Here is a 19,543-nt window from a genome sequence, read left to right as displayed (position 1 = left end):
TAACCCTTTATCTTTAACGCTTTAGCAGCAGTGTCTCTTCTATTTCGCGGAAGAAGTGGGCTGTGTTCATCAGAGAGGTCGCGGTCAAACCCGGTACCCCGTATATTTCAACATCAATACCGTATTTGCTCTGTACTTTATCAACCAAGAGGTCGAAATCGCCATCACCAGAAAGTAGGATCACACGGTCAACATCTGGCGCATGCTCTATCACATCGAGAGTGATACCGACATCCCAATCTCCCTTGGCGGAGCCATCGCTGCGTTGAATAAATGGTTTGAGTTTGACGTCAAAACCTATCCCTCGAAGAATATTCTGGAACTGACGTTGTTTCTCGTCACCACGATGAATCGCATACGCATAAGCCGCCACAACGTCTCTGCCTTGGGTTGCTTCGGCCCAAAAGGCATTGTAATCAAAGTTACAACCATAGGTGTCTTTGACGGTGTAATAGATGTTTTGCACATCGACAAAAATAGCGACTTTATCCACGTTAACTCTTTATTGGTTGGGCCAAAGGGTAGTATAACCTTAAGCGACGCCAATATGCATGTCTCAAGGGGGATTAATTGCTTACTCTTCAGGATATTGCAGGCTGACTATTTTGTTCGGTTATTATTTTTAAATTGAGCACGTTGGTAAGGCGATGATACCTGCAATTTGGAGTCACTTGGGTATATAGTAGTGCCAGATATAAATAAAGCGAAGTCAGCTATGAATAAAACACTCATTACACTTTCTCTACTTGCGCTATCGGCAGGGAGCTATGCGCAAAGCTGTCCGGTGAATGTACCCAATGATATCCATATTGCCGGCGATCACGTCTCAATTTATCAGGGCGGACAAGCCAAATTGTTGATTGATGGTGATAACCAGCTTTTTATTGAAGGTAAGCAAGTTGCGCTTTCTGAACCTCAAACACAAGCATTACAGTCATATAGTCAGCATATTAAGTCTTACTTGCCTCAAATGGCGGATTTGGCCGATGATGGAGCGAGTATCGCTCAAGATATTATTGATGAGCTATCTTCCCATTTTGGTGAGAGTGACGCGTTCTCTGGCGCAGAAAAACTCGTTGATGAATACAGTGAAAAAGCGAAACAAAAGTTTTACCCTGAAGGTGAATTTGTGATGCCTGCTGATGTCTTTGAGTCGATGGGCTCAGACTGGAAGCAAGAATTTGATGATGCACTGAAGCATATCAGTATGGAGTCCATTTCTGGGATAATTGCGTCATTGTCAGCTGAAATGAAAAGCGGTGAACTGAACTTTTCTGACTTCCAAACGCAGTTATCAGAACTGAAAAAAAGCTTACAGGAAAAAATCCGTCAGCGCTCTGGCGAAGTCGCCGAGCAGGCGGGCGTACTCTGTGATTCTATTGAAGGCCTTGCAGAAGAAGAACAAGAGTTGCAGAGGGTCATTCCTGAGATGAAAGATTACCCAATGTTTGAAATTTAAAATATGGCCGCGTTAAGCGGCTTTTTTTTTTAACTGCGCTTTATTTTGTGCAATGCATCACTAAATAGCGCTTTGATTTCTATAACTAAAAGCGCTTTTCTTCTACATATGGATAATATCACTTAAAAACCTGGTCAAAAAATTGACTGGGTGACAAAAATCAAACGTCAAAGGTTATTGAAGTACATGAATGTACAACCGCGATTACTGATATCCATTATATTTCCATTGGTGTTTTTTATTCTTAGCTTATTGGTGTATGTAGGCTATAGCGAATATAAAAGTAACCAAAATGCGGCGATAGAACAGGCTACGTCAAATGTACGTATCGCTAGAGAGTATTTAGCGCATCACTTTGTTTCTGCTGAAAGTCACCTTTATCTTCTTGAGCAGCTGTGGGAGGAAAAAAACAGTATTCAAGGGGTCATGGAGGCGGCACAGACCATTGTGAGTGCAAAGAGCCAATATTTAGAAGTAGGCTTATTGGCCAATGGTAATTACTACGGTACTGATGGGTTTTATAAAGTGGCGGCTTTTGAAGAAATAGCCAAGCGACCCTGGTATAAACCCGCTTTTTCGGGGCAGATCTACATCACACCAATTTATCTCAGTGGCAGTACTGGGAGGTGGGCTGTTGCCCTCGTGTCGGTGCTGGAACCATTGCAACGACAAGAGGTGCGAATCATCCTCGAAATCAATGTGGCGAGTTTGTATGAGAGTCTGTCACTGCTTAAGACTTTGGATAATGGCTACGTATATGCCGTAGAACGTAGAACCGGTAATATTGTCATGCACCCTGATCTCAGCCGGGTTGGCAAGTCGTCGAGCAGTGTGTCGCGCGATTTGCTGGCACGAATCGATAGCGGTGAATCCACCGGTACTATTGCGTCCTACGTGTATAATGATGAGGAGAAATTCAGCGTTTACGATGCCCGCTCACTTCATGGTTGGGTGGTGCTCTCTGGTGCTGCGAAGTCAGAAATCATCATGCATACGTTCGGTATAAGTGCTGTGACCTTATCCCTCTTGGTGTTTATTCTTATTATTGGCCTGTCTATTTATATTATTCAGCGAGTGCATATTTACGGCAGACAGTTGAGCGAAGTAGAAAGTATCCATGAGTTGAACACAGCCTTGAGACAGATGGTAGAAGGTGTGATTGGTTGCCAGTCAATTCACCTGTATATGCGAAATGTTTATTCCGGCGATTTTGAGTCAGCCCAATGTAAGCATTGTCTCTCTGAGAAAGAGTTCATTGGCAATTTAGCCACTCAACTCGGTAGGTTTGCCAAACTCCCAGCAAAACAGCCTGATATGGTTTCAGCATTTATTGCGCCGGGTAAAAAGTGTATCCGTATTCCACTGACAAAAAATAAACAGTTGATCGGTTTACTCTATATTGCATCGCCAAGGTTAGAATTGCCTCTGTTGATTAATATGCTGCGTACTTATGCCCAAAGTGCACTTGGCCATGTCATGCTGGCACTACGTATACAGCAAACCGATGCAATGACAGGGCTGAGAAGTAAATATTACCTGCAGGCTCAGATTGAAAAGCACATAAAGGCCAGTGCTCCATATTACGTTGCTATGGTTGATATTGATGATTTTAAAGTGATCAATGATACCCACGGCCATCTATTTGGTGACAAAGTGATTATCGCGGTCGCAGATTGCCTAAGAAGAGAAAGTGATCGCCATACCGTTGTTGCTCGTTATGGTGGGGAGGAGTTTGCAATACTGGTTCCGGCAGAGGACATCGTCGGGGTTAAAATGGTTTTGGAGTATATCCGCGAGAGTATCTCATCAATGCAGCTTGAATTCAGCGGGAAAAGTTGTGTCGTTCAGGTGAGTATCGGTGTGGCCAAAGGGGGCGATGACATGGAGCAGTCGATAGCGAGGGCGGATAAAGCACTGTATCAGGCAAAGGAAAACGGTAAAAACCAAGTTGTCATCTACTGTTTAAACAGTATGTTACAAACAGCCTGATAAGAATAACGAAAACATGATTGGCTAGACAGAACATGTGTTATTCGTCTGATAAGGTTTATTTATTAGCCAATCTATATTGTGGTGTTGAGATGCTTAAGCTTGCTGTAATCATCATACTCTTGTTACTAGGCGCACTAGTGACGAAGTATCTTGATGAAAAATCGCAACAGAAAATTCTAATTGGCTTCGGTGTGCTGGTGGCAATTGCCGTTGTTGGGCTGATGGTATCCGAGCTGATGCGCTAGACATCATTACCCAACAAAAAGCCCGCAATTGCGGGCTTTTTTAGGTTTATATCAGGCGCTTTTCTACCTGGCGCTATCGTGCACGAGAGCGGTTTGGCTTGCCACCAGCACGTGACTGGCTGGGTTTGCCATTGCGTGGGCCGTTCCCGTTACCATTACCGCCTTGTCTCGTCTGTGTCTGGGATCCGTTTGTTGATCCCTTGGTGTTTTTACCGTTACGCGACGCGGGAGCAGAGCCATTATTCTTGCTGCCGTTGGCGTTACCACCTGTTTGACTGCCATTCTTACGCTGACCATCACCACGTTGACCACCACGCTTGCCATCCTTACGGATATCAGGCTGGTTGGGGTGTTTGGTCGCAAAGCGTTTGGCACCGTGGCGACCTGAGCCGCGACGCTGAGCGGGTGTCATTTCTGCTTCGCTGCCTTCTTCAGGCACCAAACAGTTAGCTCTATCACCGATCAAGTGTTTCTTGCCCATATTGATCAGAGCTTCACGGATCAGTGGCCAGTTTAATGGATCGTGGTAGCGCAACATTGCTTTATGTAAACGGCGTTGACGCTCTCCTTTGGCCACAAACAGGTCTTCACGTTTTTTGTATTTAACACGCTTCAGCGGATTAGTTTCAGAGTGGTACATCGCTGTGGCGTTACACATCGGTGATGGATAGAAGTTCTGAACCTGATCACACTCGAATTCGTTCTTCTTCAGCCACAATGCCAAGTTCAGCATGTCATCATCCGTTGAACCCGGGTGGGCCGAGATGAAATATGGGATCAGGTACTGTTTCTTACCCGCTTCCTTGCTGTACTTTTCGAACATATCTTTAAAGCGGTCATAAGTACCCATGCCCGGCTTCATCATCAGATCCAGCGTGCCTTTCTCGGTGTGCTCGGGTGCAATTTTTAGGTAACCACCCACGTGGTGGGTCACTAGTTCTTTGACATATTCCGGAGACTCAACAGCGAGATCGTAACGTACGCCGGAAGCAATCATGATCTTCTTGATACCATCAACATTTCGCGCTTTACGGTACAGATCGATGGTGTGCTTATGATCGGTATCTAGCTTCTTACAAATCTCAGGGAAGATACATGACGGACGACGGCAGTTCTTCTCGGCACGAGGATCAGAGCACCCCAATCGGTACATGTTGGCTGTTGGGCCGCCCAAGTCAGAAATTGTTCCGGTAAAGCCAGGTACCTTGTCACGGATCTCTTCTAGCTCATTAAGGATCGACTCTTGTGAACGGTTTTGAATGATACGGCCTTCATGCTCGGTGATGGAGCAGAAAGAACAACCACCAAAACAGCCACGCATGATATTGACACTGGTCTTGATCATGTCATACGCAGGAATTTTAGCTTTGCCATAGGTTGGATGTGGTACACGGGCATAAGGCAAACCGAACACAAAATCCATCTCTTCTGTGGTCAGAGGAATGGGTGGACGGTTTATCCACAGCTCGCGATCACCGTGCTTCTGAACCAAAGCGCGTGCTGAGTAAGGGTTGGTTTCCAGATGCATGACACGGCTGGCGTGGGCATATAAAATTCGGTCGTTACGCAGCTTTTCAAAAGAAGGCAAACGCACAACGGTCGTTTCGGCATCGTGACGAGAAGCCTGAATTTGGACCGGTTGTGCAACAGGCTCTTGTGCTTTTTCATTTTTGTTGGTGGCACAGGTTTCTTCTGTTGCATACGGGTTAGGCAATGGCATTGCCTTGCCCGGTTTTTCAATTCGGCTTGAATCTATTTCTTTATAATGCGCTGGGCATTCACGCATCATAACAGCCGTGCCCGCAATGTCTGTCAGCTCAGCAATATTTTGACCATTAGCAAGACGGTGGGCAACTTCCACCAAGGCACGCTCGGCGTTACCAAACAGCAGGATATCGCCTTTGGCATCCTGAAGTACCGAACGGCGCACTTTATCCGACCAGTAATCATAGTGGGCAAGGCGGCGCAGGCTGGCTTCAATACCGCCCAGAACGATAGGGGTTTCTTTGTAAGCTTCACGGCAGCGTTGTGAGTACACCAATACCGCGCGGTCAGGGCGCTTGCCCCCTTCGTTATTTGGCGTGTAGGCATCATCATGGCGCAATTTACGATCAGCGGTATAGCGGTTGATCATAGAGTCCATGTTACCGGCTGTGATGCCGAAAAACAGGTTTGGTTGCCCCAGTGCCATGAAGGCATCTTTGTTGTTCCATTCTGGCTGCGCGATGATTCCGACACGGAAACCTTGTGCTTCAAGCAAACGCCCGATGACGGCCATACCAAAGCTTGGGTGGTCAACGTAGGCATCACCGGTAACGATAATAATGTCACAACTATCCCAGCCAAGCGCGTCCATTTCGGCACGGCTAGTAGGTAGGAAAGGTGCAGTACCGTAGCATTCCGCCCAGTACTTTGGATATTCGTTAATTTTGTTTTTAATCATGATCTTACATTAAATTATGTCTAAAAGGGGACACAGAGGAGACATTACTTTTTGCAATGTGCCTTGCTTCGTTAGTGAGCTCGAAGGCCCGTAATAATCAATGGGCATCTCTTGCACTCATATGCCCCAGTATTAGATATAAATGTATTTCGCCCCATAAGACTAGGGTTTCTACCGCAACGCTAGATCCTAGTATAGGGCTACAAAGGGAGGGGAGTTTAACATGTTCACGCTGCATTACGGTAATTTATGTGCTTTGGGCTTGCTCGTCGCTCGGAAGTGATACTGCAGGTAGGTTGCAGAGGAAGGGCTATACAATGTTGACGTTCAGTAACTTGCTACATTGTCTTTAGTCATTATAGGTCCACTTTCCTTTCAATATTAGTTTCGAGCATCGTTAGAATGAGTGAGTAAAGGGATTGAGATTGTGCGCTGATATATGCGTCAGTTTAAGGGGCGGTATGGCCTCTTTCTTTATTATGGTTATATTCGACGCATTTATAGCGATATTAATGATCAAGCTGTTAATTTTATTCAAGTGCAAATTGCCGTAATAGCAGTGATAACTGTTATCTAAGGAGGTGGTTATTATTGATGCTGAATAATTAACCAGGTAATGGGGATATATTTCTCGCTGCACTTTAACGGGAAAGTTATTTGGTTACAGATAACCTTATTTTATATGCCAAATTCAAATAAAAATGTGCTGTTTTAAGTGATAGTGATAGTGATAGTGATAGTGATAGTGATAGTGATAGTGATAGTGATAGTGATAGTGATAGTGATAGTGACATTGACTCGTCGAGTGTTAGTCATTAAATTGACAGTGTTAGAGTAGATACTCGATAGGTTTAACAATGAAGAAAAATGGTTTTACACTGATAGAGTTAGTCGTGGTGATCGTCATTCTTGGTATTTTAGCAGTTACTGCTGCTCCGCGCTTCTTAAACTTGCAGACTGATGCCCGTAACTCGGCGCTAGAAGGGCTGAAAGGGGCGGTTGAATCTGGCTTGGAGATTGGTTTCGGTAAAATGGCCATGGCTGGCCTTGAAAATAGAGACTATATTACAAACCTAGATTCTGGGGAAAAAGATCCAAGTGGTTATATTGGCGAAGCAATTCCGATTCCTGGTTGCGAACTAAATGTAAACGATAGTAATCGTTGTATTTTTAGATACGGTTATCCTGAGTCAGATTTCTATACCATTACCACTTTAGTTGATGGAATTAATAGAGACTATCAAGAAAATAAAGATTGGGGGATTACCAAAAAAGACGAAGATAATGCACTTATCATCACAGATAAATCGAACTTAATTTATACTGGTGGCAAACCAACATTGAAAAATGATAACTGCTATCTTCGCTATAACCACCCAAGCGACAAAGATGATAGCTACAATCTAGAAATTGTCGCTTGCCAGTAAAGACAGCCCAAGATAAAGAGTAAAGCCGTTCTTGTTAAGGGCAGTATGTAACGGGTAATAAAAATCCCGGTATGGTGTTCGCCATACCGGGATGTTATTTGAGCATACTCAGTGTTGTAAGTTAACTGTACATTGGAACCAACACAACCGTACCGATGATAACGGTCAGCAAGCCAAATAGAACCGGAACTGAAGTACGTTTAACTACTTCGAACGGGCTCACGTTACCCATACCAGATGTTGCAACGATTACGCCTGAAACTGGAGAGATCGTACGACCTAGGTTAGACGCCTGTAGCATCGGAATGATAAGGAAAGCAGGGCTTAGGCCCATTTTACCTGCTAGCGCTGGCGCTAGCTCAACAAACGCGTAGAACGGAGCGTTACCAGAGCCGGTTGCGATAGCGGCCGCAACGGTTAAGCCTGTCAGTAGCAACATTAGCGCGAAGCCTCCGGCACCAGCCGATTCTGCTAGGCCAATAAGGTTGTCGATAGCGCCAATAGACATTAGACCTTGTGCGAACACACCCGCCGCAACCAATAGCATGACAACGCCTTTGAATGCGTCAGCCATACCTTGATAACACGCTTCTAGATCTTCTAGTGTTTCTTTACCTTTGAAGCGTTTAGTCACGAAATCAACAATCGCGCCGATAAAGATAGACATGACTACGATGGTGTAGATATCTAGCGATAGGCCAGGAATCGTTTCACCGTTGAAAGCAAATACGCCGATGATTGGCAGAAATGGCAAGATTGCGTAGTAAGCTGGCGCTTTCACTTCGATTTCAGAAATATCGACTTTTTCCATGACGATATTTTCTTTCTTATCTAGGTATTTGTTCCAGAAGAACGCCGCAGCTGCCATGACGATAATGGCGCAGATAGACACTGGAAGTACAGTTTCAACCGCAAATACGTGCAGTGGTAGACCTGATTTTTCTGCTGCAACAATTACGTCACCCGATGTTGGCGACAAAATGATCGCTGCAGGTGACGCACAGATAGCAACCGCTGCAGGGCGGGAGATACCCATCGCGGTCATCATTGGGAATAGGGTGGCCATCAAAAGTACACCCAGACCTGTTGCTGAACTTACAGCCAGCGACATCAAACAAGCAACGATATATGCAGCTACTAGCAGAACATAAGGTGACTTGATGACGGAAAGTGGTTTAGAGAACTGTTTTACCACTACGTTGTTAGCACCAATGTGCGTCATATAGGACGCAAAACCACAAAGTAGCATGATCTGCATACCTAGGCCGCCACCACGGTACTGAAGCATGTATTTTACATACTCTAATGAGTCGGTGACGAAGTTACCGGTTGCCTGAATTTTCTCAGGCAGTACGTTATAACCCAGTGCACCAGTAATAAGTAGTAACAGTAAACCTGCTGTTAGTAGAACGCCCGCAGGTTTGTATCCTTTAATAATGAAATAGCCAACAGCAACCGTAACTGCCAAGCCAATCAATAGCTCCAACATGGAAAAAATCCTCTTAAACCACAAAATTAAGAAATAATGTGTTAATTGATAAAATTCTCTTACACATTATTTTTGATAAATTTACCTAAAAAGAGGTGGGGTAACGACAATAATCGGACCAGTTTATGATCTGAAACAGAATTTTGAGTGATGTGTTAATATTGCGCTACAGACATGAAAAAGCATGCCGCATCAAGTGTTTGATTGTCGTTAATGATTGTGTTCTGTTGATGTTTTGAGCATTGTTAGTTAAACACAGTAAATACATTGCTTACACTCGTTAATAACGGGTTTGCTGTGTTACAGGATGTAAAAGTGGTTACAATTGGCGATTGTTTTTTACATACTCCATGAAGGCTTTATCAGCGACGGATAAATAACCGTCTTTTCGCCATGCAATGGCAATATTCAGTATCACGGGTTGTTCGAATGGGATAGGAACTAAACCGGACTCATTCTCCGTAACCATATCCAGCAATGCCGTAACCGCAAAATCATTGCGGACAATCTTTAATATCATTGGCAGCAAGTTAGTTTCAAAGGCGATGTTGGGCTTGAAGTTATTTTCCTGGCAAATCCTATCGATGTATTCGCGGTGAAAATAGCCCGGCTTGAACATCACAAGGTCCTGCTCAAAGAATGTCTTGAAGTCGATTACATCGAGAGTGGCTAAGTCATTTTCTGGGTGAACGGCAGCGACCATGTGGGTGGTGAGTAGGTGCTCAGTGGCAAGTCTGTCCGGTATGTGATCGCAGTGGATAATGCCCAAATCGAGTTCTTTTTCCAGCAACATCTGACGAATAGTCTCAGTACCGGCTTCAACAATGGTTAATTTGAGTTCAGGGTATTGGCTTTTAAAACCCATCAAAATATCAGGTAAATAGTACGAGCCCAGCGAGCTTGGTACCCCGAGTTTGACTTCCCCTTTTGTGAGCCCTTTCAATTCTTCCATCGCAATCGTGGCGTCGTGGACACTTTGTAAGATCAAGCGGGCATGACGCAGTAATACTTCGCCTTCTGGTGTCAGCGAGACACGGCGTTCGTTACGATCGAACAGGATAATACCGAGCTGCTGCTCAAATTTTTTAACGGCGATGCTCAGCGCCGGTTGCGCGATGTGAAGCTTGGCTGCTGCCCGGGTAAAATTGGCCGTTTCAGCCAACGTAACAAAGTAATTGAGCTGGCGAATATCCATTTGCTATATATATCCTTTATAGCTTCTATAGTTTTAATATATTTTCACTATTCCTATCGAATTGCTACGGTTGGATCAGATTTCTTTGCTGACAGCCAACATGATAGACATTCAAACAACCGAATATCGAAGAGCCAGTTTTGCCTTGTGTTTAGGCTCTTTTTTGATTTTCTGCAATTTGTACTTATTCCAACCTATGCTGCCTCTGATGGCAGAGAACTTCGCCGTTTCAGCAACAAAAGTGAATTGGTTGGTGGCTGCAGCGACCTTGGCGCTGGCAGTAACCCTTGTTCCTTGGGCGGTGTGGTCTGAGCGTATTGGTCGACGACCGGTGATGTTAATCAGCCTAAGCTTATTGCCCGTCATCGGTTTTTTGATGCTGACCGCAGAGAGCTTGCTCATGCTCAGCTTGAGTCGGGCTCTGATGGGGGCCGCGTTGGCGGGATTTGCTGCTGTGGCCGTGGCATATATGGCCGAGGAGTTCACATCACGGGCTTTGATGCTGGCAGTGGGCGGCTATATCAGTGCCAATTCGCTAGGGGGGATTGCCGGGAGGATTTCAGGCGGCTTTCTATCTGAGCGTTATGGCTGGCAAGGGGCCGTTATATGCATGGCGATTTTCAGCCTCGTGGTTGCCATCGCTATCTACTTTCTGTTGCCGGAACAACGTAATTTCAAGCCAGCAAAAGGGCAGCTTCGGCAACAAACCTATAGCGTATTGGTGCATCTGCGTACGCCTGAGTTATCGCAAGCGATGATGATTGGCGGTGTGAATTTTGCTTTGTTTGTTAATTTATACTCTGTCATGGGCTTCCGTCTAGTCGCCGAACCTTACTCCGTACCGGTAAGCTGGGCGTCGATGATCTTTTTGTGTTACCTCAGCGGTACAGTATCAGCAAAATTGAGTGGGCGCTGGACTCAGCATTTTCCGGCAGCCCCTGGTATGGTGCTGGGCACGTGTATCAGTGCGATGGGTATGTGGGTCGCATGGTATGAGTCTGTTTATGCCATGGTACTAGGACTATTACTGATCAGTTCTGGTTCTTTTTTCACGCATTCCTTGGCTTATGGTTGGGTCAGTCAAAGGGCAAAAACGGCGAAGGCAACAGCAACGGCTTTGTATTTGGTGCACTACTACGCTGGCGGTAGCTTAGGCGGCTTCTATTTGATTGGTTGCTGGCAGTATTTCGGCTGGAGCGGGGTGATAGCGGGGGGCTCAGTGTTATATATACTAATGGGCGCACTATGTTATCGCCTATACGTTAGCAAACTAGGGCGCTCTGACGGCGCTTTACCATCAGAACCCCGCTAATTTTGACAACGCTTCGATAGACATCGCTAGGTATACCCAAGCACCTTGACGTTACTTGGGTATACGATGATATCACTTGTATTTGAACTGGCTGACCACGCTATCGAGTTGGTCGGCCATATTGGCAACGTCTTGGCTGCTGCTACTGGTTTGGCTGACCGCTGCCGCGGTATGGGTAGCCAGCTCAGCAATTCGGTGGATGTTTTGATCGATTTCCGCCGACACCGCTGCTTGCTGCTCGGACGCTGAGGCGATCTGCAGGCTTCTATCTGAAATATCGGTAATGGCTGCCAGAATTAAATCTGCGGCTTCTTTTGCCTGCTTGGTGTGCGCCACGGTATCGCTTGCCAATGTCTCGCTGTGTTGCATAGCAGAGACGCTTTGGCTGACCGTTTCGAGTAAGTGATCGATGGTTTGCTCTATTTCTTGAGTTGAGCTACGGGTGCGCTGTGCCAGCTGACGGACCTCGTCGGCGACGACGGCAAATCCGCGGCCGTGTTCACCCGCTCGAGCTGCTTCAATCGCGGCGTTGAGGGCGAGCAGGTTGGTTTGGTCGGTAATATCTCTGATCACCGATGTCACCTTGTTGATATTCTGGCTTTGAGTCTCCAGGGTCTGGATGTGTTTTTGGGCAGCGTTAATTTCATTGGCAAGTGTATCGATAGACACTGCGGCTTGCTGGCTGATTTCCAAACTTCTTACCGCATTATCCTGCCCGTTCCGTGCTGCGGTGGCCGTGTCGTTGATATTACTGGCTATTTCACTGCTGGTCGCGAGCAACTCATTGATTGATGTTGCGATATTGGCTGATTCACCTTGCTGCTGCTCGGCATTGGCCAGGCTGCCCGAGGCGGCTGACTTTGACTCGTTGGCGGCTCGAGATAGCTGTTGGGAAATGTCGGCAATATTATTGATGATGGCTTGGAGCTTGCTGGTGAAAAGGTCAAATGACCGGCTCAACTGTGCCAGTTCGTCATCACCTTGGTCATTCATCCTTACGGTTAAGTTACCTTCACCTTGTGCGATGTCCTGCATGATGTCGTTGACTGCTCTAAGACGATGGCTGATGGTCCGGCTGATCACTAACAGCACTAATGTCATGATCAGGGTTATCGCCACCCCGCCAACAAGTAGAATGGCTTTTTCCTGCGACTGCAGTTCAGTAATACTGTTGATGATTGCCTGCTCTAACTGGTCTATCTGATTTTCGACAAGTTGAACATTGGATCTCAACTCACCGTATAGCCCTTCACTGTATGTAAGGCCAACTGTGGCATAGCCTTGAACAAGTTCATCAAACATCATCTGATACATGATTAAGCTACGTCTCAACGCTCGTTGCTGTGATGCTGTCAGTTCGCTAGTGGCCAACGCGGAGAGAAAGGAATCTAGATTGTTGTTAAAGGCTGACACATGGTTGAGATCTTTGGTGATCAGGAAATCTTTTTCATTACGGCGAAGGGTTAACAATAACCGATAGAGTTTTTCGTCGTTGTTGGTAAGAAGTAACTCTTCGGTATTGTTAGCGGCGGAGCGGATGTTCCCTCGTAAGCCTTCAGAAGGGGTTAACCCCAGCAGAGTGGTTTGGTCGGCAATGATGTTGAATTGGTTAGCGTAGTTATTAAGCGATGCCATTACCTGATCAAATTCAGCGTTGTTGGCGTCGTTATACTGAGCGAGTGATTCTTTTATTTTTCCTAGCCGGGCATTTAGCTCAATTTGCTTTTGGTTGAATCTTTCAACATAGCTAGCATCAAGACGGGCAAGGAAGTCTTTTTCATAGCGACGTAAGATGAGTAGGTCAGTATTACTATGAGCCGTTTCTTGAGCGGCAAGCTGCAGCTTGTCCAACTTCATAAATGAAAGGCTTTCGAAAACACCAAATGCTAGCATTGCACTAATCAAAAGTAGGCTGGTGAGATAAAGCTTAGCTTTTATCGTTCGGAAAAAATGGGGCTGCATTTCACTCTCCCTGTTATTGCCAATAACGGCTGAACGTGTCATTAAAAATAGACACGAAAGTATGCTTTGCCATGTACAACTATAGGATCAGAAATGGAAAAATCCCGAAATTTGCGTTAACTGTGGGGAACAGGCAAATTTCGGGACCGAGGGGTATGTTGAAGCTTATGCTATCGCCATGGCCAGTAGTGATACCGGGTGAATGGTCTCTAGGCTGGTATTTTCTTCAATTTGCCATTTACAGGTTTCACAATCAGTAATAGCAAAATCGGCTTTCGAACGTTTGATTTGATTGAATAAGTTACTGCCTATAGCCATCGATGTGTCATAGTTTTCAGTCTTGAAGCCGTAAGTTCCGGCGAGGCCACAGCATTGACTGTCAAGTACCTCAACCTCAAGGCCTGGGATCATTTTCAAAAGCTCGATGGTGTACAAACTGCCACCGGTTTTTTCTAGGTGGCATGGGGTGTGGTATACCACTTTCTTATTGATTGGTTTCATCTTCGGTGCACGTCCGTTCATGAACTCTTTTAGCAAGAAGCGGGTAACGTACTCAATTTTGTTCGCCACCTTGCTATTGTCGACCTTTAACACGTTTGGATACTCTTCCTTCAGAGTGAAAGAGCAAGTTGATGACGTGGAGAGGATCGGAGCATCATGCTTTTCGACCGCCGCTGAAAAGTTCTGGATGTTCAGCTTGGCATTCTTCTTCGCTTTGTCGAAAAATCCATTGGCGATCAGAGGCACACCACAGCACTTTTCTTTGTCCATCAGTTGTACACCGATGCTCATTGCATTCATCACGCTAACAAAGTCTTTACCCAGTTGCGGGTGGTTGTAATTGACAAAGCAACCGTGGAAATAGTGTACCTGTTTGGGATATAGCGCTTGGCTGGTGCAGTTTTGTTTATACCAGCGGCGGAACGTACCGTGAGAGTATTTTGGCAAGCTCTTGTGATCGTGCACGCCAATGGTCTTGTGCATGATCTTCTTAACCGGTTTTAGCCCCGTAATGGTATTGACGATCGGTGCAAATGGCGTGGCGGCTGAGCCCATTAAGTCGGTATGGCTGAGTACAAAGTCACGGATGGTTTTGATATTCATCGGCAACTTGGCGTGCTCATCACGGGCAACGGCAATCATATCGCCGATCTTAACGCCCGACGGACAGGCGGTTTCACAACGCTTACAGTTGGTACACAGCTTGAGTGTTTCATCGTAAAAGTCAGGACTTTTGATCCGCAGACGCTCACCATCAGGGCCGCATTGTTTAGGGCCTGGATACTCAGGATTAGCTTTGGCTACCGGGCAGTAGACAGTACACACGGTGCACTTGATGCATTGGTCAAAGCTGGTGTCTTTTTGAAGAAGGCTCATGCGGTGGTCCTTTCTTGTTTTGGCAGTGTTTCTGTCGGGTGTTGTTCTTGGTGCTGATGCACGTTGATCATCTGCTGGGCGACATAGTAGCCAGTTGAGATGGCCACGCCTGAGCCCGAACCTTCCTGTACCGGATCATAATGGGCCAAAATGGCACCGGCGCAATACAGGTTGTTGATCACCTGGTTGTTGATTGACGGATTCAGTTGGTTATTACAGTCAATCCCCATTTTCATAAACGGATGGCTCTGTGGGGTAAAAAACTGTGGCTGATACCAATGGTCACGATGGGTGCTATCGGCCATGTCCAAGCCAAAGATTGGCTCGCTGACTTCATGGCGTTGCGCAGATAAGCCCTTACTGAAAAAACTACCGCTGGCGAGCAAGAAATGATCGGCAACCAGTGGAATGTCTTCATGATTACGGGTGAATATTTTCGCCAAGCGGTGATTATCGAATTCGCCACTGAGTACTTCATCACCTGCTAATATCAATCCACCCAAATGTTTGTAGTGGGACTTCATTGCCTCTTCGAGGCGGATCCCCAGCAGTGACGGTGGCATGGTTGGCAGTTCACAAATTTTGAAACCGGTGAGGCCTTCAAGCAGTTTAATGGTTGCAGCACCGTCGCCATTGCCAAAGACAGCGGGTAACACGACGAGATCGGCTTTGCCTACTTGCTGTATCATGGATTTGGCAAAAGCGTGCAGCTTAGTTTCGTCACGCAGAACCCGTGAAATATCGATTGAGCGGAATTCACATGGGTTGCGCTGCATGTTGTCAAAATCAGGCAGCTCGACGGCTGCTGTTTTGATCTTAACCCCTTCAAAAGCGCTGAGCTTAGACAAGTTATCCGCAGCTAGCTGAGGCTGAAAATCACGGAAGCCATCAACGGTAACCAAGGCGATCTCTGTGAACCCTTCTGCTAACCTGTCTTGCGGGAATTGGTGCACGGTTTGCTGCGACAACCATGTTGAGCGGAAGGTCCCCATAGGGGTGACACGGTAATGATTTTTTTCATCAGCTTGTGCCGTTAAATAGACACCGCAGCGTGCCATAACATCCTGATACCAGTTAATGGCTTCTCGGCATTGCAGTTCACCCAGCTTGCTGTATGGGTGAGAAGGACATTGGGTTTTCAGTTCGCCGAACGACGCGAACGGTTCGTTGACTTGCTCACCGTTGGGTAAACGGCTTAGAACATCCACCGAGCCTGACGAGAAGTGCAGGGCACTTTGCCCAGCAGCAATCACTGCCGTTTTCATTCCTGCTTCGGCACAGCGAATAGCGCAGCTCAGGCCTGCGACACCGCCGCCGATGATAATGCTATCAAATTTCATTGGGTTACCTCGTCAGCAGGCTTAGTTTGGGTCGTTGCTGGAACGGCTTGTTTGCTTGTTTGGGATGAGCGCTCGATGTCATTTGCTTGTTGCTCCGGAAGGTCGCTGACGCCGAAAAGTCCTTCATAGATCCAATAGGTGAATTCGCCTTCACGTAATGCATCGCCCCAGAAAACCGGTTTGATCCCTTTCCAGCGCTCTTCGAGAAACTCTTCCAGTAAGTGGCTCGCTTCTGTGCCTGAGGTTTTACCGAATTCAGAGAAAAGCCCGGCAGCACGGTAGGAGCAGAGCTCACCTTGGCAAGGGCCCATACCAATACGGGTGCGGCGGCGAAGATCGACGAGGTTGTGAACATCCAAATCTTTAATGGCATATTCCACTTCGCCACAAGTCACCATTTCACACTCACAGATCACCGCTTGGCTTTTCTTGTCGTTACCAAGGAATTTTTCTGCGCGTTCGCCATGGCGATAAAAGGCGGATTGGTAAACGGGCTTGGCAAGACTGGCTGTCGCCTGTTTTTTCGGTTTTATTTGCTCGGAGCCTGGCAACGGTTTCTCGTGGGTAATACACGGCGCGGTATTGCCCAGTTTTTTCGCGACCAGATCGGTGGTCCACTCGGCCATCATTCGGTAGGTCATTAGCTTGCCACCGGTAATCGTGACAAAGCCGTCTAGGCCATCACGTTCAGCGTGATCAAGCAACACAATACCGCGGCTGATATTTCGACCGCTGGTATCGCCATCGACCGCTACCAAAGGCCTGACACCGGCATAGGCACGCAATACACGGGTATTGGCCATGATAGGCGCAAGCTTGGTGCCTTCTTCCAGCAAAATATCGATTTCTTTGCTGCTGACATGAAGATCATCGATTTTGTCGTAATCGATCCGCTCGGATGTGGTGCCGATCAGTGAAATGGTATCGCCGGGAACAAGGATGTCGGCATCAGAGGGTTTACGACAGCGGTTGATCACCAAGTTGTTGATGCGGTAGTCAAGGATCAGCAGCGATCCTTTGGCTGGAAACATCTTGATGGACAGATCGCCATATTCACAAATTTGCTGGCCCCAAATCCCTGCGGCATTGATCACTTGTTTGGCGTGGATTTCGAATGACTTTCCGGTCTTCATATCGAGGCAGGAAACACCACGAACTGTCGCTCCGTCTCTGATCAAACCGGTGACATGGGTGTGATTAAACAAACGCGCACCATGCTCGACAGCATCCAAGACATTTGAAGCCGATAGGCGGAATGGATCTAAGGTACCATCTGGGACTTTCACGGCCCCAATTAATGACGGGTTACAGTTTGGCTCAAGCCGAAGCGCATCTTTTGGAGAGAGTTGCTCAACATCGATGTCGGCGGCCTGACAAGATGAAATAAAGGTTTTTTGAAAATCGAGATCATCATCTGGCAGAGAAATAAACAGCCCTTGGGTGTCTTCAACGCAATGGCGAGCAATGTTCTTCAGGATACGGTTTTCCTGGATACATTCTTTAGCCGATTCCTGATCGGTAACGGCGTACCTTGCACCGGAGTGGAGGAGGCCATGGTTTCTTCCTGTTGTCCCTGATGCAAGATCATCTTTTTCAACTAGGATGCATGGGATTCCGCGCAAGGCACAGTCACGCATGATACCGGTACCGGTTGCGCCGCCGCCAATGATCACAACATCTGTTTCAAACCAACTATTCATGTTCGTTTTCGCTTATTGTTTTGGTCCGTGGATCAGGAAATGGGAAATTCCTTCTACTCTATACCCTGTAATATGCCACTTTTTGGGAAGGCAATATTTGATCGGCCACACAATTGTGAGCGTTCGCGCGTTCGGATGCGCTCAAATGTGGTTGTTTGATTGAAAAAGGAACAATTTAACGACGGCGTAACCATTCCCAGCGCGTAATTCGCCGTGAATCAGTGCTAATGTGGAAAAACGAAAGTTGCTGTACACCCGTTAATTAGGATACCAGCTAACTAGGCAATGGCTTTTTGCCTTTCGCTGAGGTTAGGAATGTCGTCGATGGGATGGAAGCGGAAACAGTCACGGCCTGCATCCTTACAGTCATACAGTGCCCTGTCGGCCCGCTCGATGAGTGATGATAGTGAGTCGCTGCCACTATAATTGGCTATCCCAATGCTGGTGGTAAATGAGATGGCGGTATTATCTATACTGGTTGCCACTTCCAAGGCGCGGATACGTGATAGCATTCGCTCAGCAATATGTTCGGCATCGCAAGCCGTACAGTTGGGTAAAAAAAGAATAAACTCTTCACCGCCGAAACGGCCGAAAAGGTCGTTTTTGCGAATACGCTCTTGCATAAAGTTGGCAAACTCTTTCAACACCTTATCGCCGACGCCGTGTCCCCAGGTATCGTTAATCCGCTTGAAGCGGTCAATATCAAACAACATTACAGAGAAAGGTTGTCTCCTTTGGACACAGGCGACCAAGTGTTTTTCGGCGAGCTGCAAGAGCATTCTCCGGTTATAGATACCGGTAAGGGGATCAAGCGTGGCTTGGCGGTAAAGCCGCATAAGCATGTGCAGCTTTGACAATTGAGACCAAATGACCATCAGCGCCAAGACGTTTTGTAGCCAATAACTGGCAATAGTCTCTGGGCTCATCAGACGGCCTGCCAGATAATCGACTAACACCTGCGTCAGAGCGGTCACTGCCAGCATGCAAAGGCTTTCTTTTAACGTGACAGGGAGAATGGTCAAAATAGCGACATGGATAATGGGTAAGAGGGTGTAACCATAGACAAAGCCGCTATATACCGTCGGGAAGCCAAGAACCCAAGAGGTATACAGGTAGAATACGTTAATGCTGGCAACCATCAAGCTCATATACCATTGAGCTCGCTGGAGGGTAGTATGCCGATGGTTCTGCCATGCAAGGGAGAGAAGCAATCCGCCTAATAGCAGTCGGGCGCAGGCGATTGGGAGAGTATACGTTTGATCTAGAAACAATAAGTCAAAGGGTAACCATAAGATCACCAAGCCCCCCCATACCGAAGACAGCATAGTGATTCGACTACGCAGGTAGCCACTGCGGGTATTTTTAAAACTGGTGGAATGGGCGTGGGCACTCCAAAGATCAGGGATGTAAAGCTTGAGCTTCTTCAGCAGTGAGTTGAGTGAAGACGTCATAATAGCGATTGCCCTTGCTAATTCCCGTTAGTCGTTAGATCCAAACCGCTATCGATCTTTGATTGCTAGAAATTGTCATTATTCCACACTGGCATTTACCATTCAGTGAGATTGATCCAAAAAATAAGCCACTTTTGCCTAGTTTGATCAA

The 19,543-nt window shown here is 46.6% G+C and carries 13 protein-coding genes; 4 read left to right on the top strand and 9 right to left on the bottom strand.

The genetic code is table 11. The features are described from left to right. Positions 1-13: 13 nt before the first annotated feature. The gene (locus C9I99_RS08050) at positions 14-493 is read right to left on the bottom strand and encodes a LabA-like NYN domain-containing protein (protein WP_107348331.1); all 480 of its coding nucleotides are present in this window, start codon (positions 491-493) and stop codon (positions 14-16) included. A 222-nt stretch (positions 494-715) separates the two neighbouring features. On the opposite strand from C9I99_RS08050, the gene C9I99_RS08045 reads away from it, so the two are divergent. Together C9I99_RS08045 and C9I99_RS08040 are read left to right on the top strand one after the other, a co-directional pair. Further along, the gene (locus C9I99_RS08045) at positions 716-1,459 is read left to right on the top strand and encodes a YggN family protein (RefSeq protein ID WP_107348330.1); all 744 of its coding nucleotides are present in this window, start codon (positions 716-718) and stop codon (positions 1,457-1,459) included. Between the two features lie 186 nt (positions 1,460-1,645). Continuing rightward, positions 1,646-3,448, top strand: a complete 1,803-nt coding sequence (locus tag C9I99_RS08040; protein WP_107348329.1) for a sensor domain-containing diguanylate cyclase — start codon at positions 1,646-1,648, stop codon at positions 3,446-3,448. A gap of 321 nt (positions 3,449-3,769) precedes the next feature. On the opposite strand, the gene C9I99_RS08035 is transcribed toward C9I99_RS08040, so the two are convergent. Then, positions 3,770-6,139 carry a YgiQ family radical SAM protein gene (locus C9I99_RS08035; RefSeq protein WP_107348328.1) on the bottom strand — a complete coding sequence of 790 codons (2,370 nt, stop codon included), beginning with the start codon at positions 6,137-6,139 and terminating at the stop codon, positions 3,770-3,772. A gap of 857 nt (positions 6,140-6,996) precedes the next feature. Here C9I99_RS08035 and C9I99_RS08030 point away from each other — a divergent pair. Continuing rightward, on the top strand, positions 6,997-7,566 hold the full coding sequence (locus tag C9I99_RS08030) for a type II secretion system protein (RefSeq protein WP_107348327.1): 570 nt from the start codon (positions 6,997-6,999) through the stop codon (positions 7,564-7,566). Between the two features lie 121 nt (positions 7,567-7,687). On the opposite strand, the gene dcuC is transcribed toward C9I99_RS08030, so the two are convergent. Continuing rightward, positions 7,688-9,055 carry an anaerobic C4-dicarboxylate transporter DcuC gene (dcuC, locus tag C9I99_RS08025; protein ID WP_107348326.1) on the bottom strand — a complete coding sequence of 456 codons (1,368 nt, stop codon included), beginning with the start codon at positions 9,053-9,055 and terminating at the stop codon, positions 7,688-7,690. A gap of 319 nt (positions 9,056-9,374) precedes the next feature. After that, positions 9,375-10,250 carry a LysR family transcriptional regulator gene (locus C9I99_RS08020; RefSeq protein ID WP_107348325.1) on the bottom strand — a complete coding sequence of 292 codons (876 nt, stop codon included), beginning with the start codon at positions 10,248-10,250 and terminating at the stop codon, positions 9,375-9,377. Positions 10,251-10,350: 100 nt separating this feature from the next. On the opposite strand from C9I99_RS08020, the gene C9I99_RS08015 reads away from it, so the two are divergent. Further along, complete coding sequence (locus tag C9I99_RS08015) at positions 10,351-11,562, top strand: MFS transporter (RefSeq protein ID WP_107348324.1); 1,212 nt, start codon at positions 10,351-10,353, stop codon at positions 11,560-11,562. A gap of 72 nt (positions 11,563-11,634) precedes the next feature. On the opposite strand, the gene C9I99_RS08010 is transcribed toward C9I99_RS08015, so the two are convergent. From C9I99_RS08010 to C9I99_RS07990, 5 genes are all read right to left on the bottom strand, one after another. Then, positions 11,635-13,524 carry a methyl-accepting chemotaxis protein gene (locus tag C9I99_RS08010; RefSeq protein WP_107348323.1) on the bottom strand — a complete coding sequence of 630 codons (1,890 nt, stop codon included), beginning with the start codon at positions 13,522-13,524 and terminating at the stop codon, positions 11,635-11,637. Between the two features lie 165 nt (positions 13,525-13,689). Continuing rightward, positions 13,690-14,901, bottom strand: coding sequence for an anaerobic glycerol-3-phosphate dehydrogenase subunit GlpC (gene glpC / locus C9I99_RS08005; protein ID WP_107348322.1), 1,212 nt, complete (start codon positions 14,899-14,901; stop codon positions 13,690-13,692). Beyond that, positions 14,898-16,241: a glycerol-3-phosphate dehydrogenase subunit GlpB gene (gene glpB / locus C9I99_RS08000; protein ID WP_107348321.1), complete on the bottom strand. Its 1,344-nt coding sequence runs from the start codon at positions 16,239-16,241 to the stop codon at positions 14,898-14,900. The genes glpC and glpB overlap by 4 nt, the downstream gene beginning before the upstream one ends. Beyond that, on the bottom strand, positions 16,238-17,941 hold the full coding sequence (gene glpA / locus C9I99_RS07995) for an anaerobic glycerol-3-phosphate dehydrogenase subunit A (protein WP_243734356.1): 1,704 nt from the start codon (positions 17,939-17,941) through the stop codon (positions 16,238-16,240). Before glpA ends, glpB begins: the two co-directional genes overlap by 4 nt. Positions 17,942-18,219: 278 nt before the next feature. Continuing rightward, positions 18,220-19,392 (bottom strand): GGDEF domain-containing protein, encoded by a 1,173-nt coding sequence (locus C9I99_RS07990; protein WP_107348320.1) that lies wholly within the window; start codon positions 19,390-19,392, stop codon positions 18,220-18,222. Positions 19,393-19,543: the final 151 nt, after the last annotated feature.

It is taken from the genome of Photobacterium lutimaris, assembly GCF_003025555.1.
Classification (GTDB): Bacteria; Pseudomonadota; Gammaproteobacteria; order Enterobacterales; family Vibrionaceae; genus Photobacterium; species Photobacterium lutimaris.
This window is presented reverse-complemented; position numbering and strand designations above follow the sequence as displayed.